14 protein-coding genes and 1 tRNA gene are annotated in these 15755 nt (G+C 71.1%); 9 read left to right on the top strand and 6 right to left on the bottom strand.

What is annotated here, in order from left to right; all coding sequences use genetic code 11:
• Positions 1 to 28: 28 nt before the first annotated feature.
• A complete protein-coding gene (locus AB1K56_RS07600) occupies positions 29 to 274 on the top strand; it encodes a hypothetical protein (RefSeq protein WP_264630876.1) in 246 nt (81 codons plus the stop codon).
• Positions 275 to 455: 181 nt separating this feature from the next.
• The gene (locus AB1K56_RS07595) at positions 456 to 1277 is read left to right on the top strand and encodes an alpha/beta hydrolase (RefSeq protein WP_371205167.1); all 822 of its coding nucleotides are present in this window, start codon (positions 456 to 458) and stop codon (positions 1275 to 1277) included.
• Between the two features lie 143 nt (positions 1278 to 1420).
• Here the strand turns inward: AB1K56_RS07595 and holA are convergent, their stop codons facing one another.
• The 4 genes from holA to AB1K56_RS07575 all read right to left on the bottom strand — a co-directional run bounded on the left by holA (position 1421) and on the right by AB1K56_RS07575 (position 7000).
• On the bottom strand, positions 1421 to 2458 hold the full coding sequence (gene holA, locus AB1K56_RS07590; protein WP_371205166.1) for a DNA polymerase III subunit delta: 1038 nt from the start codon (positions 2456 to 2458) through the stop codon (positions 1421 to 1423).
• Positions 2459 to 3448: 990 nt separating this feature from the next.
• Positions 3449 to 3922: a hypothetical protein gene (locus AB1K56_RS07585; RefSeq protein ID WP_371205165.1), complete on the bottom strand. Its 474-nt coding sequence runs from the start codon at positions 3920 to 3922 to the stop codon at positions 3449 to 3451.
• 115 nt (positions 3923 to 4037) lie between these two features.
• Positions 4038 to 6344 (bottom strand): ComEC/Rec2 family competence protein, encoded by a 2307-nt coding sequence (locus AB1K56_RS07580; protein WP_371205164.1) that lies wholly within the window; start codon positions 6342 to 6344, stop codon positions 4038 to 4040.
• Positions 6341 to 7000 (bottom strand): helix-hairpin-helix domain-containing protein, encoded by a 660-nt coding sequence (locus AB1K56_RS07575; RefSeq protein WP_371205163.1) that lies wholly within the window; start codon positions 6998 to 7000, stop codon positions 6341 to 6343. Before AB1K56_RS07575 ends, AB1K56_RS07580 begins: the two co-directional genes overlap by 4 nt.
• A 108-nt stretch (positions 7001 to 7108) precedes the next feature.
• Between AB1K56_RS07575 and AB1K56_RS07570 the strand changes: the two genes are divergently transcribed.
• The gene (locus AB1K56_RS07570) at positions 7109 to 7618 is read left to right on the top strand and encodes a DUF2087 domain-containing protein (RefSeq protein WP_371205162.1); all 510 of its coding nucleotides are present in this window, start codon (positions 7109 to 7111) and stop codon (positions 7616 to 7618) included.
• 64 nt (positions 7619 to 7682) lie between these two features.
• Here the strand turns inward: AB1K56_RS07570 and leuS are convergent, their stop codons facing one another.
• Positions 7683 to 10256 carry a leucine--tRNA ligase gene (gene leuS / locus AB1K56_RS07565; RefSeq protein ID WP_371205161.1) on the bottom strand — a complete coding sequence of 858 codons (2574 nt, stop codon included), beginning with the start codon at positions 10254 to 10256 and terminating at the stop codon, positions 7683 to 7685.
• Positions 10257 to 10321: 65 nt separating this feature from the next.
• Complete coding sequence (locus AB1K56_RS07560) at positions 10322 to 11581, bottom strand: anthranilate synthase component I family protein (protein WP_371205160.1); 1260 nt, start codon at positions 11579 to 11581, stop codon at positions 10322 to 10324.
• A gap of 42 nt (positions 11582 to 11623) precedes the next feature.
• Between AB1K56_RS07560 and AB1K56_RS07555 the strand changes: the two genes are divergently transcribed.
• From AB1K56_RS07555 to AB1K56_RS07530, 6 genes are all read left to right on the top strand, one after another.
• Positions 11624 to 12304: a DedA family protein gene (locus AB1K56_RS07555; RefSeq protein ID WP_371205159.1), complete on the top strand. Its 681-nt coding sequence runs from the start codon at positions 11624 to 11626 to the stop codon at positions 12302 to 12304.
• 5 nt (positions 12305 to 12309) lie between these two features.
• Positions 12310 to 13341, top strand: a complete 1032-nt coding sequence (locus tag AB1K56_RS07550) for an App1 family protein (protein WP_371205158.1) — start codon at positions 12310 to 12312, stop codon at positions 13339 to 13341.
• Positions 13342 to 13479: 138 nt separating this feature from the next.
• Entirely contained in the window at positions 13480 to 14190 is a 711-nt protein-coding gene (locus AB1K56_RS07545; protein ID WP_136585540.1) for an SOS response-associated peptidase, read from the top strand.
• 44 nt (positions 14191 to 14234) lie between these two features.
• A complete protein-coding gene (locus AB1K56_RS07540) occupies positions 14235 to 15098 on the top strand; it encodes a 3-methyladenine DNA glycosylase (RefSeq protein WP_371205433.1) in 864 nt (287 codons plus the stop codon).
• Positions 15099 to 15140: 42 nt separating this feature from the next.
• Positions 15141 to 15213 (top strand) — tRNA-Ala (locus tag AB1K56_RS07535).
• A 130-nt stretch (positions 15214 to 15343) separates the two neighbouring features.
• Complete coding sequence (locus AB1K56_RS07530; RefSeq protein ID WP_371205157.1) at positions 15344 to 15724, top strand: hypothetical protein; 381 nt, start codon at positions 15344 to 15346, stop codon at positions 15722 to 15724.
• Positions 15725 to 15755 lie beyond the last annotated feature (31 nt).

Raw genomic sequence — 15755 nt, 5'->3', positions numbered from 1 at the left:
CCGTAGCGTGGAGAGCCGGAGGTGCGACATGCAGAGCGAACGCGCGGCGAAGATCTTCGGTGACGGGGAGGACCCCCGGGCCCGGCTCGTGGAACTGTTCGGCGGGGAGATGCCGGCCGCGGGCCAGCCTCCCGAGACCGCGCTGCGCTGGGCGCGGGCGGTGTCGTCGCCCGAGCACGACGAGATCGTGGTGGTGCGCGATCTGCGCCGGGCAGAGCCGAGGCTCACGCTGAGGGCGGCGACATTCCTGGCGCGGCATCTGGTCGGGGTGTGATCCGGGCCCGTCTCCGCTCGCGTCCCCGACCGTCGAGGCGGGGCGGGGTCTCGCCGGCACCGATCACCCGACACGGTCCGGAGGGTGAGGGGAACGGTCGGCCGGCCCGCGCACTCTACCCGCACGGACGCATGCGCGGCCGAGCGTGGCGGAAGGACCACCGCGCGACGAAAATCGAGGGATGACGCACACCCCCGAGCCCCTCTCCCCCGACCTCGCGGCGGTCCGCGCGCAGCGGGAGCCCGTCGTGACCGCGGTGGAGCTGACGCACCGCGACCGGACGCTGCGCGGCTGGCGATGGGACGCCGGGACCGCGGCATCCGCCTCCGCGCGCGTGCTGTTCGTGCACGGGTTCAGCAGCACCTCGGCCGGATCGCGCCAGCTCTTCGTGCAGGCGGCGCGGTACCTGGTCGACCGGGGAGCGGCGGCGTGGTCGTTCGACCGTCTCGGACAGGGGGTGAGCGACGGGGACTTCTTCGACATCACGGTGCGCGACGAGGTCGAGCAGGTGCGGGCGATGATCCGCGAGGTGGCGGGCGAGGGACGCGTGCACGTCGTCGGCCACAGCCTCGGCGCCGTCGAGTCGGCTCTCGCCGCGGCACGGGATCCGGAGCGGGTCGCCTCGGTGACCCTGTGGTCGCCGGCCGGCGTGATCGTCGACGACATGACGGTGCACGACCGGGTGATGGGCGAACCGCTCGCGGCGATGCGCGCGCGAGGGTACGTCGACCTCGGCGGGATGGCGGTGGGGCCCGCGATCGTCGACGACGTGCGAGACGGACTCGACGTGTACGGTCCGGTGGCCGCCTATCCCGGGCCGGTCGACGTGCTGCACGGTTCCGCCGACGAGGTCGTGCCCGCGGACTACGGCTCCCGCTACGCGCGGACGATGCCGGGCGGGTCGTTCACCCTGGTCGACGGAGCCGACCACGGCTGGTCGTCGCTCCCCTGGCGGCGGCAGCTGTTCGAGACGCTTGCATGCCGCGTGGGTCTGTCGGGCTGAGACCAGCCGGCATGCCCGCTGACCCCTGCCCCGGGGCCCGCGGATGGCGGGGCAGGGGTCAGGACGCCGTGCCGCGACGGAGCGGTCGCGGCGTGAGCGGGCATTCTCCCGCCGGGAGCGCGCGTCGGGGCGGGAGGCGTTCCTCAGTCCCCGTAGGGAGCGCGCGTGGCGATGATCGTGATCATGCGCTCGAGCGCGAAGACCGGGTCGCGCGAGGCGCCCTTGACCTCGGCGTCGGCGCGGGCCGTGGCGTGGATCGCCATGCCGAGGGTGTTGCCGGTCCAGCCGACGAGGTCGCGGCGGGCGCGGTCGACCTGCCAGTCCTTCATGCCGAGACGCTGGGCGGTGGCCGACGACGACTCGCGGGTTCCGGCCACCCGCGCCATCGTGCGCAGCTTCATCGCGACGGCGGCGACCAGCGGCACGGGGTCGGCTCCGGATGCCAGGGCGTGACGCAGGGCGAGGAGCGCCGGCCCGTACTGCCCGGCGATGGCGGTGTCGGCGACGGTGAACGCGGAGGTCTCGACGCGCCCCCCGTAGTAGCGCTCGACGATGCGTTCGTCGATGTCGCCGGGGACGTCGGCGATGAGCTGCTGGCAGGCTGCGGCGAGCTCGGTGAGGTCGTCGGCGAAGGCCGAGACGAGCGAGCGCAGGGCGACCGGCGCGATGCGCTTGTTCGCGGCCTTGAACTCCCCGACCGCGAAGTCGAAGCGATCGGAGTCGCGCTTGACGGCCGGGCACGCGATCTCGATGCCGCCGCCGGTACCCGCGCGGATGCCGTCGAGCAGCTTCTTCCCGCGGACGCTCGCTCCGGTGTGACGCAGGACGACCGTGGCGCCCTCCTGCGTCTGCGACAGGTACGACACCGCTTCGGTGAGGAAGGTGTCGCTGCACTTCTCGACCCCGCTGACCCGGACCAGCCGCGGCTCGCCGAACAGCGAGGGCGAGGTCACGGCGAGGAGGGTTCCCGCGGCGTAGTCGTCGGCGCGGATGTCGGTGACCTCGAGGCTGGGGTCCTCGCTCTTCAGCATCGAACGGATGCCGGCGATCGCCCGCTCGGCGCAGACCTCTTCGGGACCCGACACGAGCACGACCGGAGCCGGCTGCGGGGCGCGCCACGACACCTGCGGGATGGCCGATTTGGCCTTGGCAGGGGCTGCGCGTCGGGGGGCCGGGGTCACTCCCCCAGCCTACCGATCGCCTCGGACACCGCGGTCGGGGCGGAGTCCGAGGCACGGGTAGCGACGTTCCCTCTACATCCGCAGGTTCGACGAGTTCGTCCACGAGGTCGGCATGGATGTCGAGCGGGTTCTCGACATGCTTCCGAGTGCGCGTCGGCACGTGCACGCCCCGGAGCGTCATCCCGAAGCGTCCGATAGTCAGAATCCGCAACCGCGCATCGATGACTCCTGCTGGCCATCTCGCCGGAAGATGAGTGTGGTGTCGAAAGTTGCGGAGTCGGGGTCGAGGCTCCGCGGTATGAGCACGCAGAATTGCAGACCACCGTGATCACGCCAGATGACGCCCGTGAAACTCCCCCTGCTGCACGGCGATGGGTCCAAAGAGAAGCGAACGTACGCATCTGAACCTTCGATGTCACTCGTCCAATGCCCCGCAACATCGACGCGACGGGAAAGACCAAGCTGCTCCCTCGACTCGACGTCATCCGTGCAGCTCAGTTGCTCCGGCCAGTCAGCCCCATCGAGTGAGCCATCGGCATTCAGTGTGAGCACAACCGGCGAAGCGGAGCCCAAGTCTGCGCGCCACGTGCCAGGCAAGTCGGCCGGTTCCGTCCCGTACGCGATACTGCCCTCCGCGCATCCCGCGAGCGCCAGCCCCACGGCTAGGAGCACGGTGATTCGCGGCAGCTTCGAGCTCACCATCTGTTCTCCTCGGCTCAGGTTGAGACCTGGATTCTCTCGGCGAACCGACCTGACTCGCTGGGCAGCGTACCCAACCTCTCACCCGCTGCGGTACGCGGCAAGATCATCGATCGCAGCATGGTCTTGTTCGTCGAAGCGACGGCCGCCTCTGCTGTATTCGAGCGAGGGAGCCACCGGCGCCCGCACGTCGAGATATCTGATCGTGAGAAGACCCCGGCGGCATCGCCCCACCCAGAGGGCGAAACCCGGCGAGCGCCGCGTCACGGGCCGCTTTTCCCGAGCTGAGGATCAGTCCTCTCTCGTCTCACCGGCAAACGTCAGTGGTGACGATGCCTCGCACTCTGCCAGCGTGAGATTCACCCAGTCCAACGAATCGATGAAGCCTTCGTCGGCGACCAGCAGCGTATCGGCGGCCGAGCGCAAGTGCAGAACACCGTCTGCCACCACTTCCCACGACCCGGTTCCGGTGAATTCTGAATCATCGCTCTTGAAACAGGGGACCGCTGACTCCAGATCAGCCGTACCTGTCCGCATGTTCCACATCATGGCCGTCCCGTCAGGACGCAGCTCGAAGCCGGACTTCGCCGATTCTGGCGTCAGCCAGTTCCGCGGGATATCGGGATTGGTCTCGAGCCACACTCCGGGAACCTCTGCCTGCTGGCGCAGATCGTTGCGATCTGGCGAGGCGATGCAACCGCTCGCCGCAAGCACCACAGCGACCAGGCCGAGCCCCGCGAGGACAATCCTTCGTCTCGCTTTCACGCTGGCGCCGTGCTCCCAATTCGATCCGCGATGTGAACACCATATCGGCCACCGTTCGTGCTGGAATCCGTACGCTGCGTCTCGACGGTCCCCACAGTGCACTCCAATGCACCGCTCACCCTCCCCGCTGCTGCCACAGGGCGAGTCGCCCGTCATCTTCGCGCCAGACGGCGAGGAGTCCGCCGGTGTCGGTCCGTGCGGCCTTCGTCGCGGTTTCCCGGAGGATGCCGAGCAGCCTCTCGGTCGGATGACCGTAGGTGTTGTGCGCACCCACGCCGATCAGGCCGAGGGCGGCGTGCAGGCGGTGGTATAGCGCGGGATCCTGGTCGGCGCTCCCGTGGTGCGAGACCTTGACGACCTCGACGCGCGGCGGGTCGACACGTCGGAGGAGGGCCGCCTGCGGTTCGGCGCCCAGGTCTCCGAGCATGATCGTCCGGGGGAACCCGTCGCCCGAGACGTCGATCGCGACGCTCGCGTCGTTGCCCGGCTCGGCGCCGGGGAGCGGGCCGAGCGCCTGCCACCGCGTCGCACCGACGCTGCCGCTCATTCCCATCGTCGCGAGCTGGACGGAGGCCCCGTCACGCTCGAGCCGATCCAGCAGACGCTGGTCGGCGGCCTCGGCGGGCGGACCGTGGACGACGACCGTGGCCCGCCCGATGACCGCCGCCGTCCCCCCGACGTGGTCTTTGTCGAAGTGGGTCAGCACGACGAGGTCGAGGTGCGAGACGCCCAGCGTGCGCAGACACTCGTCGAGCGGAGCGGGATCCGGTCCGGTGTCGACCAGGGCGACGGCTGAGCCGGATCTCCACAGCGTCGCGTCGCCCTGCCCGACGTCGCACATCGCGATCTGCCAGCGCGCGGGGACGGTGAGCGGACCCGCCACCGTGCGGACCGCGCTCGTCGCGCCAGTCACTCCCACGAGCACGGCGACCATGGCCGTCGCCAGAGCGGTCAGACGCGGGATCCTCCGGGGGCGGGTGATCGCGATCGTGATCGCGACACCCACGAGCGCGAGCAGCGCCGCACCGGCCGGGCCGTCCGGCCACGGCAGGTTCTGCGCGGGGATCGCGGCCGTCGTGTGCGCCACGGCGGCGATCCACGCGGCGGGGATCCAGGCCAGAGCGGTGAGGCCGTCGCGCAGCCACGGCACGGGCGCGACGCACGCCAGAGCACCCAGGATCGTCGCGGGTGCCGCGGCGGGGTCGGCGAGCATGTTGGCCGCAACGCCCAGCAGGGGCACGTGCGGATCGATCAGCACGATCAGCGGACCGCAGGCGATCTGCGCCGAGGTCGGCACCGCCAGGGCGAGGGCGACGGGAGGCGGCATCCATCGCGACAGGCCGGACGCGAGGGGTGGAGCGAGCACGAGGAGGGCGGCGGTCGCGGCGGCCGACAGGGCGAAACCGAGGGACCGGCACAGCCACGGGTCGCTGATCAACAGCACGGTCGTGGCCGCCGCGAGGACGGCGACACCGATGGCCGGACGACCGAGCCCCATCGCGACGAGGGCGATCGCGCTCATCGCGGCGGCGCGCACGACGCTGGGCTCGGGTGTGACGAGCACGACGAAGGCCGCCAGGACGACGAGGGCGCCACCCACCCGCAGCCCGCGGGGCGCCCCGCACAGCGCGAGGAGGCCGAACGCCGCTCCGACGACGAGCGCGCAGTTGGCACCCGACACCGCTGTCAGGTGCGACAGCGAGGCGGCGTTCATGGCCGCCTCGGTGCCCGGGTCGAGACCGGAGGTGTCGCCGACGGCGAGCCCCGGGATCAGCCCCGCCCCGGGAGGGGGCAGCCCCCGGGTCGAGGCCACCAGAGCGTCGCGCACCTCCTCGGAGACGGCCCAGAGGCCCTCGGGTGCGGAGGCGCTTTCGATCTCGCTCCCACGCAGCGTGAGGACGGCGCGGTCGGTGTCGACGTGCGGCAGCGCCGTTCCCGACACGGTGATCCCGCTTCCGGGCCCGATCGTCGACGCCTCGCGCGCTCCGTCGGCGTCGAGCCCGATGCGCGCGGGGATGGTCCCGCGCACCGTCGTCGCCCCGGCCTGCACCGACGACACCGTCGCGTCGAACCAGGTCGTGCCCCCGGGGGTCGCGTTCAGATGCCCCGTCACGGTCGCGACGACGCGGAGGTGACGCCCGCCGTCGACCTCGAGGCCGGCGATCGCCCGCTGCGCCGGTGCGAGACTCCAGACGGTCCCGGCCGCGGCGGCCGCACAGGCGAGGGCCACGGCCGCCACGATGACCGCCGGGTGCCGCACGCGAAGACTGAGCGCGACCGCGGCCAGTGCGCCGATCGCCGCCGCGACCGCGATCACCCCGGGTTCGGGTGTGGCCGTCGCTCCTGCGGCCGCGACCCAGGCCACGCCCGCGACCGTGATGGATCTCCAGGTGCGTCGCCGCAACAGCATCCGGTCGCTCATACCCGCACCAGATCGCGCAGGGCCGCGAGCATCTTGTCGCCGATGCCGGGAACCGAGAGCAGGTCGTCGACGCTGGTGAACCGCCCGTTCTCGGTGCGCCACGCGATGATGCGGTCGGCCATCGCCGGCCCCACGCGCGGCAGGGTGTCGAGCTGCTCCTTCGTCGCCGTGTTCAGGTCGATCAATCCTCCGGTGAAGCCACTGGCGCCGGCCCCACCCGCTCCTCCAGCCGCGGCGGCGGAGGCGTCGGCCGCGGCCCCCACCACCGGTACGACGATCTGCTCCCCGTCGGCGACGGGGCGGGCGAGGTTGACGGCGTCGCGGTCGGCGTCGTCGGCGAAGCCGCCGGCCAGGGCGAGCGCGTCGGCGACCCGTCCGCCCACCTCGAGCCGGTAGAGCCCGGCGTGGCGCACCGCGCCGGCGACGTGCACGTACACGCCGGTCGCCGCCGGCATGGCCGCGCCCGGCGAGGCGGATGCTGATGGCGAGGCCTCGGTCGCCACGGTCTCGACCCCGGTCGCGCCGCGGAACATCCCGATGAGGATCGTGAGGGCGAACGCGCCGAGCACGAGCACGATGACCGCGCCCACCCCGAGCCGGCGTCGCGCGCCGGCAGAGCGCTCCGCATCCGGGGACGGAGCGGAGCGGGCGGCCATGCGCTCACGGTAGGGACGACCGCCACCCGCCCGCGGGCGCTCGCGGCGGATCCGTGGACGAGGGTGTCGACCGCTCCGTTGGGGAGGAGCCCCGCCTAGCCTGGAGCGATGGATGCGAACGCCTGGCGCGCCCTCGTCGCCACCCTGTCCGACGACCGCTGCCGGCGCGTCTACGCGCGGCTGGTGCTCGGCGACGACGCGACGGAGGAGTTCCGGGCGATGTCACCGGGAGCGGCGCGCCGCGTCGAGCGCTCCCTCGTGACCGCGGGCCTCGCGGAGCGGGACGGCGACCGCCTGCGCCCCGTCCCCGAGGTCTTCGCGCGCGCCCTCGCCGCCGCCCCCGTGCCCGAGCGTCCGTCGGGCGTCGACCGGTTCTTCTCCGCGGGCCGTCTGCGCGTCTATCCGGCGCGTCAGGCCGACGGCGCCGCCGTGCTGGCCCGCATCGCCCACCGCGTGATCACCGTCGACGAGAGCGTCGACGAAGCCACGATCAACGAGCGGCTCTCGGCGATCGTCGACGACGTCGCGTCGATGCGGCGGTATCTCGTCGACGCGGGACTGCTCACCCGCTCGCGCACCGGAGACGCCTACCGTCACGCCGGCGCCCCGCGACCCTGAGACGCCGGATGCCACGCCCGCACCGTTCCGTGGAGCGCGAGGACGTGGCATCCGGGATCGACGATCACTTCGTCGAGAAGCTGACCACCTTCGGCGGGCGCACGACCGCGCGCACGATCTCGCGGTCGCCGAGAGCGCGGCGCACCTTCTCGTCGGCGCGGGCGAGCTTCTCCAGCTCGTCGGCGCCGATCTTGGCCGAGACCTGCAGCGTTCCGCGCACCTTGCCGTCGATCTGCACGACGGCGGTGACGCTGTCTTCGACGAGCAGTGTCGGGTCGGCCTGACGCCAGGTGACGAGACCGACGAAGCCCTCGTAGCCGAGCGTCTGCCACATCTCCTCGGCGGTGTGCGGGGCGAACAGGTCGAGGGTCATCGCGATGACCTCGGCCGCCTCGCGCACGGCGGGGTCGCTCGCCCCCGCCGAGCCGTCGATCGCCTTGCGGGTGGCGTTGACCAGCTCCATGAGGCGGGCGACGACGACGTTGAACTTCGTCTGCTCGATGAGGTTGGGCGCCTCGGCCAGCAGGCGGTGGGTCACGCGGCGCAGCGACGCGTCGCCCTCGGCCCAGACGACGTCGGTCTCGCTGTCGACGTCGTGCGCGATGCGCAGGGCGCGGGCGAGGAACTTCGCCGCTCCCGTGGTCGAGACGTCGTTCCAGTCCTTGTCGTCCTCCACCGGGCCCGCGAAGGCCAGGGCGACGCGGAGGGCGTCGGCGCCGTGGGCGTTCAGCTCCTCCTGGAACAGCACGACGTTGCCCTTGCTCTTCGACATCTTCGCGCCGTCGAGGATGACCATGCCCTGGTTGATGAGGCTCGAGAACGGCTCGGTGAACTCCACCAGGCCCATGTCGAAGAGCGCCTTCGTGATGAAGCGCGCGTACAGCAGGTGCAGGATCGCGTGCTCGACACCGCCGATGTAGAAGTCGACCGGGCCCCACTTCGACGCCTCGCGCGTCGGGAACGCCTCGGTCTCGTTGTTCGGCGAAAGGAACCGCAGGTAGTACCACGAGCTGTCGACGAAGGTGTCCATCGTGTCGGGGTCGCGCAGCAGCGTCTGCCCGGTCTCGGGGTCGGTGACCTGCACCCACTCGGTCGCAGCACCCAAGGGCGACGTTCCCTTGGGCTTGAGGTCGAGGCCCTCGACCGAGGGCAGGCGCACGGGCAGCTGATCGGCGGGGACGGGCGTGATCGAGCCGTCCTCGCCATGCAGCATCGGGATCGGCGTGCCCCAGTAGCGCTGGCGCGAGATGAGCCAGTCGCGCAGGCGGTACGTCTTGGCTGCCCGGCCGACGCCCTTCGCCTCGAGCTCCTCGATCATGCGTGCGATCGCGTTGCGCTTGCTGAGGCCGTTCAGCGACCCCGAGTTGATCATGCGCCCGTCGCCGGTGAGTGCGATCCCGGTCTTCACGGGGTCGGTCTCTTCGACGTCGCCGAGCGGATCGATCGGCACGCCGTCGGCATCCAGCTCGATCACCGGAATCGCCCCGGTCACGGGGGCGTGGGTGTCGACGACCACCTTCACGGGCAGATCGAAGGCGCGGGCGAAGTCGAGGTCGCGCTGGTCGTGCGCGGGCACGGCCATGACCGCGCCGTGGCCATAGTCGGCCAGCACGTAGTCGGCGGCCCAGATCGGCAGCTTCTCGCCGTTGACGGGGTTGATCGCGTAGTGCCCGAGGAACACGCCGGTCTTCGGGCGGTCGGTCGCCTGACGCTCGATGTCGGTCGCACGCTGCACCTGCTCGAGGTAGGCGCGGAACGTCTCCTGCACGCCCTGATCGGCGGATGCCGCCAGCTCGGCCGCGAGGTCGGACTCGGGCGCGACGACGAAGAACGTCGCGCCGTGCAGCGTGTCGGGCCGGGTGGAGAAGACCGTGATCTTCTCGTCGCGCCCCTCGATCTCGAAGGTGATGTCGGCGCCGACGGAGCGGCCGATCCAGTTGCGCTGCATCTGGAGGACCTTGCTCGGCCAGAAGCCCTCGAGCTGGTTCAGGTCGTCGAGCAGGCGGTCGGCGTAGTCGGTGATGCGCAGGAACCACTGCGTCAGCTTCTTCTTCACCACGACGGCGCCGCTGCGCTCGCTCGTGCCGTCGGGCAGCACCTGCTCGTTGGCGAGCACGGTCTGATCCACCGGGTCCCAGTTGACCAGGGCGTCCTTGCGGTAGGCCAGGCCCTTCTCGTACAGCTTCTGGAACAGCCACTGGTTCCACCGGTAGTACTCGGGGTCGCTCGTGTGCAGCACGCGGCTCCAGTCGAACGAGACGCCGTAGTCCTTCAGGCTCTCCTTCTGCTGGTCGATGTTCGCGTACGTCCACTCGACGGGGTCGGCGCCGCGCTTGATGGCGGCGTTCTCGGCCGGCAGGCCGAACGAGTCCCATCCGATGGGGTTGAGCACGTTGTAGCCGCGGTGACGCCAGAAGCGCGCCACGATGTCGGAGTAGAGGTAGTTCTCGGCGTGACCCATGTGCAGGTCGCCCGAGGGGTACGGGAACATCGCGAGCACGTACTTGCGCGGACGCGTGTCATCGTCGCCCCCGGCGCGGAAGGGGTCTTTCTCGGCCCAAGCCTGCTGCCACTTCGCCTGGATGGCGTGGGTGTCGAAGCCCCCCTCGCGGGGGTCTGCTGCGGAATTCTGAGACACGGGTGAAGCCAATCGTGAAGGTCGGGAGGCCGCGGGGACCAACCCCCAGGCTATCGGAGTCCGCGTCACCACCCGGGCGGGACCTCGGCCCCGAGGGCGGCGAGGGGGCTGCGCGCCTTGAGCCCGACCTCGGCCACCTCGGATGCCGCGACAGACCGCCACGTGATGCCTCCCCCGGCGCCGACCCAGGCGGCATCCGCTTGCACCACGACGCTGCGGATGACCATCGCGAGGTCGGCCGAGCCGTCGTCGCCGATCCACCCGAACGCTCCCGAGTAGACGCCGCGGGGCTCGCCCTCGAGCGCCGCGAGGATCTGCATCGCCGAAGCCTTCGGGGCGCCGGTCATGCTGCCCGCGGGAAACGTCGCCGACAGCAGGCCGCCGAGGGTCGTGGCCGCCAGGAGTGTGCCCGACACCTCGCTGACCAGCTGGTGCACGTTGGGGTAGGTCTCCACCTCGAGCAGGCGGTCGACGCCGACGCTCGATGGCTCGCAGACGCGCGAGAGGTCGTTGCGCATCAGGTCGACGATCATGACGTTCTCGGCCTGCTCCTTGGCATCCGTGCGCAACTCCTCCGCGAGCGCGCGATCGATGGCGGCGTCGGCGGAGCGGCGCCGGGTGCCCTTGATGGGATGGGTGTGCACGCGCCCGTTCCGTACTTGCAGGAACCGTTCGGGCGAGGCGCTCGCGAGCGCCGTCTCGCCGAAGCGGACGAAGCCGGCGTGATGCGAGGTCGACGTCGCGCGCAGGCGTCGGAAGACGTCGAGGGCGTCGAAGCTCCCTGTCAGGGTGAAACGGGTGGTGAGACAGAGCTGGTAGGCGTCACCGTCCCGGATGCGGTCGCGACACTCCTCGATGAGCTCGGCGTACCGGTCGGGTGAGACGCGGGCGGATGCCGCGCCCCGGGCCGTCGCGGAGGCCACGGCGGGAGCGGCCGGCGCCGCCGCCACTTGCGCCGCGAGGTCGGCGTCGCCGAAGACGAGGACGCGACGGCTGCCGTGGTCGAAGGCGACGAGGGCGTCGACCCTCATCCAGGCGTCGGCCCCCTCGTACGTCCGCCAGCCGACCCATCCCCCGCGGAACGCCCCGTCGTCGGAGGCGGGGTGCTCGGCCCCGTCGTCGCCGCCGTCGGCGCGCGCGGCGACGACCGCGAGGGGGGCGTCCGGGGCGACGGGCGTCCCGGTGCCCATCCAGCTCCAGCCCGTCTCGGCATCCGTCCCGGCGTCGAGCCAGAAGGCGTGCGCGGCCGTCGCGAACAGGTGCACGAAGACCGCCTCGGGGTCGATCCAGCCGATCCGGGCGAACGGGGAGGAGGAGTCGGGCACGCTCCCAGGCTAGGCGTGGCCGGCGGCTCTAGGCTGACGGAGGTGAACGAGATCCTCACGTGGCTGCTCGACGTCGTCCAGAACGTCGACCCCGTGTTGCGCACGGTCATCGCCGGCATCGCGGTCATGCTCGAGACGAGCGTGCTCGTCGGTCTCATCGTGCCCGGCGACACCATGGTGATCGTGGCCGGCACCGCGGTCGCCTCCCCGGTCGAGGGCGTGGTCCTCGCCGCGGCGATCGTCGTGGGAGCGCTGATCGGCGAGAGCTTCGGCTTCTGGCTCGGACGGTTCTTCGGACCGCGTATCCGCGCCTCCCGACTCGGCCGGAAGCTGGGCGAGCGCAACTGGGACCGGGCCGACCGTTACCTCCGCCGCCGCGGGGGGCCGGCGATCTTCCTCTCGCGCTTCCTCCCCGTGCTGCATTCGCTCGTCCCCCTCACCGTCGGCATGAGCGGCTACAGCTATCGGCGCTTCCTCGCCTGGACGGCCCCGGCCTGCGCCGTGTGGGCGAGCCTGTACGTCGGCGTCGCGGCGGGCGCCGCGGGTACGTACCGAGAGCTCAGCGACCAGATCCACTACGCCGGTTACGTGTTCGTCGGCATCCTCGTCGTCTTCCTGATCCTCGTCTTCGTCGGCAAGAAGGTCATCGAACGGATGGAACGTCGTCACCTGGCCGATGACGACCAGATCCTCGAATCCGCGGACGGTGACGTGAAAGACTGAGGCGGATGCCTCGCAATCCTCGCGCCAAAGTGCTCTGGTTCGCCCGACTGGAGCGTCGCTTCCACCGCTGGCGCGAACGTCGCGCCCGGGCCCGCGGTCTCCGGCCCGCCGTCACCGGCTTCCCGGGCTACGGCACCGAGGAATGGGTGCGCGTCCTCGGCCGCGTCCTCATCGCCCCGCCGAAGCGGCGCACCTCCACCGGCGAGCTCGAGAGCCTGCGCGGATGGCGCAGCTTCGCCGCGGTGCCGGTGGGCTTCGCGCACGTCACGGTCGTGATCGACGGGGTGACGCATCAGGTCGCGGCCGATCGCGGCGGGGTCATCGACGCTCAGCTTCCCGCGTCGCTCGCGCCGGGCTGGCAGAGCATCACGATGTCGGTCGAGGGCAGCGAGCCCGCCGAGACCCGGGTCTTCGTCGTCGGCTCCGACGTGCGCTTCGGGGTCGTCAGCGACGTCGACGACACCGTGATGGTCACCGCCCTCCCCCGACCGCTCCTCGCGGCGTGGAACTCCTTCGTCGTCGACGAGCATGCGCGCCAGCCCGTCCCCGGCATGGCGGTCATGCTCGAGCGGCTCACGCGCGAGCATCCCGGAACCCCGGTCATCTACCTCTCCACGGGTGCGTGGAACGTCGCCCCCACCCTGACGCGCTTCATGCGCCGGCACCTGTTCCCGGCGGGCTCGTTCCTGCTCACCGACTGGGGGCCGACCCACGACCGGTGGTTCCGCAGCGGCCGCGACCACAAGGAGCAGAACCTGCGCCGCCTCGCCGCGGAGTTCCCCGACGTCAAGTGGCTCCTCGTCGGCGACGACGGACAGCACGACGACGCGATCTACACCGGTTTCGCGATCGAGCACCCGCAGAACGTCGAAGCCGTCGCCATCCGCCGCTTGCTGCCCGCCGAGGCCGTGCTCGCCGGCGGACGCACCGTCGTCGACGACCACTCGGCGGCCGAGGTGCCGTGGGTCACAGGATCCGATGGCGCCGCGCTGCTCGACCGCCTCGAGAGCGTCGGGGTCATCTCCCCCGACGCCTGATCCCGGATGCCGCGGCGTTCCCCTCCGCGCCGGGAGGACCGTCGTGATGCGCGCGGGGAGCGGCGTGCCGTCGGTCGTGGCCGCGTTCGGCGGCCGCTCGCGGATCCCGGTGTCGGAGGGTCCGCGTACGGTGGAGGCATGTGCGGTCGATTCGTCGTGGCCAATGTCGCCAGTGAGCTCGTGGGGGTGCTGCGCGTCGACGTCGAGGCCGACGAGCTGCCGCGCCCCTCGTACAACATCGCCCCGACCTCGCCGGTGGCGATCGTGCTCGACTCCCTCAAGAGCGAGCCGCCCGTCCGACGCCTCGAGGTGGCCCGGTGGGGTCTCGTTCCGGGGTGGGCGAAAGACGTCAAGATCGGTGCGCGCGCGTTCAACGCGCGCAGCGAAGAGGTCGAAGACAAGCCGATGTTCCGCAACGCGCTGATCAAGCGCCGTGCGATCATCCCGGCATCCGGGTACTACGAGTGGAAGACCACCGACGCCGGAAAGACACCCCACTACATCCACCCCGCCGACGGCTCGCCGCTGTTCTTCGCGGGGCTGTACGAGTGGTGGAAAGACCCCGCTCGCGCCGATGACGATCCCGCCCGGTGGGTGCTCAGCTGCACGATCCTCACGCGGGACTCCATCGGCCGGCTCGGCTCCATCCACGACCGCATGCCCCTGTTCATGGACCCCGACGTGGCCGAGGCGTGGCTCGACCCCACCACCGAGAACGTCGGCGACATCCTCGACGCCGCGATCGACGCGGCTCCCGACGTCGCCGAGACCCTCGACGACCACGTCGTGTCGTCGGCGGTCGGGAATGTGCGCAACGACTCCCCCGAGCTCATCGAGCGCGTCGAGTGAGCGACCTGCTCGCGGCGGCCGCGGTGCTCTCCCGAGACGAATGGATGCCGCTCGCGTCCGCGCACACGGAGCGCGCCGAGGCGCTGACGGCCGCGCATCGCGCGCGCGCCAGCCGTGGCGAGAAGCACCCCGTCGAGGACTTCCTGTTCACGTACTACTCCTACAAACCCGCGATCCTGCGCCGGTGGCATCCCGGACCGGGCATCGTGCTGCGTGACGCCCCCGAGCGCTCCGCGTGGCGCTGGTACCGCGCCCAGGGCGATGACGTGAGGGTGGATGCGGCCGGCTTTCGCGCCGAGAAGGGCTCGATGTACCGCGGCATCGTCAACCTTCTGCGCGCCACGCGAGACCGGGCCCCGCAGTTCGGGTGCTTCGGCCTGCACGAATGGGCCATGGCGTATCGCGCCGACGAGGTGCGCCACGCGGTTCCGCTGCGGCTCGGCCGGGACGGCACCGACGCGGTCGTCGACGCGCACGAGCTGAAGTGCACGCACTTCGACGCGTTCCGCTTCTTCACACCCGAGGCGGTTCCGCTGAACCGCACAGCGCTCCGCCGCGACGATCAGGTGGGGCGCGAGCAGCCCGGCTGTCTCCACGCCGGCATGGACGTCTACAAGTGGGCCGTCAAGCTCGGTCCCCTGGTTCCCGGCGACGTGCTCCTCGACGCGTTCGAGCTGGCTCGCGACATCCGCACGCTCGACATGGAGGCCTCGCCGTACGACCTGACGGACTGGGGGTACCGCGCCGTGGCGATCGAGACCCCCGAGGGCAAGGCGGAGTACGTGGCACGCCAACGTGCCGTGAGCGCCCGTGCACAGGCCCTCCGCGCGCGGCTCCTCGACGCCGTGACCGCACCCGACGACACGCCCGGCGACGCCGATTTTTCTCGTCTGCGTTCCGTGTTGTAAGCTCATGGAGTTGCCTCAAACGGGGCGGAAAACAAAAAACGCGGGCCTGTGGCGCAGCTGGTAGCGCACCTGCATGGCATGCAGGGGGTCAGGGGTTCGAGTCCCCTCAGGTCCACCCCACGCACAAGGCTCGAACCCTTGCCAACGGAAACGTTGGTCGAGGTTCGGGCCTTGTTCATGTCTGCGGCCCAGGTCAGGGCGTTGGCGTTGACCTGCGGATCGAGGAGCATCTCGAAGGGCCGGTTGTGCTCGACGCGCAGCTCGTTGTCCTCGTCGATGAAGACCTTGGTGAAGAATGCCTGGTTGCACAGGCGCCGGTTGGTGTCGTCGCACCTGCGGTAGATGTCGGCGCAGTCGCCCAGCAACCCGAGCGCGTCGTCGAGGTGGGCGCGGGCGTCGGCGTAGTCTCCGAAGTGGGCGTCGATGCGACGGGTCACCTGGTCGAGTTCGGCGACGATCCGGTCTTGCTCGCGCTTGAGCACGGAGAGCGGGATCGCGTCTGCGTAGTGCGCCTGCATGAGCCGGTCCTGCTCGCCTTCGAGCCGGTCGCGGTTGGTGGTGAGGCGTTCCAGTTCCTCGGTTTCAGCGGCCATGAGCCGATCGAACTCGTGGTGGAGCATGCCTGAGAGGGCGTCTTGCTGGGCGGGTGTGATCTGG

Origin of the sequence: Microbacterium sp. BWR-S6Y (assembly GCF_041379845.1) — a bacterium.
Classification (GTDB): Bacteria; Actinomycetota; Actinomycetes; order Actinomycetales; family Microbacteriaceae; genus Microbacterium; species Microbacterium hydrothermale.
The sequence above is the reverse complement of the archived record's forward strand: the minus strand, read 5'-3'. Positions and strand labels throughout refer to the sequence as shown.

Excerpts from the sequence above, each read along its gene's own strand:
- AB1K56_RS07600 (WP_264630876.1), top strand. The coding sequence starts at position 29 with ATGCAGAGCGAACGCGCGGCGAAGATCTTCGGTGACGGGGAGGACCCC.
- AB1K56_RS07595 (WP_371205167.1), top strand. The coding sequence starts at position 456 with ATGACGCACACCCCCGAGCCCCTCTCCCCCGACCTCGCGGCGGTCCGC.
- AB1K56_RS07580 (WP_371205164.1), bottom strand. The coding sequence starts at position 6,344 with ATGAGCGACCGGATGCTGTTGCGGCGACGCACCTGGAGATCCATCACG.
- AB1K56_RS07575 (WP_371205163.1), bottom strand. The coding sequence starts at position 7,000 with ATGGCCGCCCGCTCCGCTCCGTCCCCGGATGCGGAGCGCTCTGCCGGC.
- AB1K56_RS07570 (WP_371205162.1), top strand. The coding sequence starts at position 7,109 with ATGGATGCGAACGCCTGGCGCGCCCTCGTCGCCACCCTGTCCGACGAC.
- AB1K56_RS07550 (WP_371205158.1), top strand. The coding sequence starts at position 12,310 with ATGCCTCGCAATCCTCGCGCCAAAGTGCTCTGGTTCGCCCGACTGGAG.
- AB1K56_RS07545 (WP_136585540.1), top strand. The coding sequence starts at position 13,480 with ATGTGCGGTCGATTCGTCGTGGCCAATGTCGCCAGTGAGCTCGTGGGG.
- AB1K56_RS07540 (WP_371205433.1), top strand. The coding sequence starts at position 14,235 with ATGCCGCTCGCGTCCGCGCACACGGAGCGCGCCGAGGCGCTGACGGCC.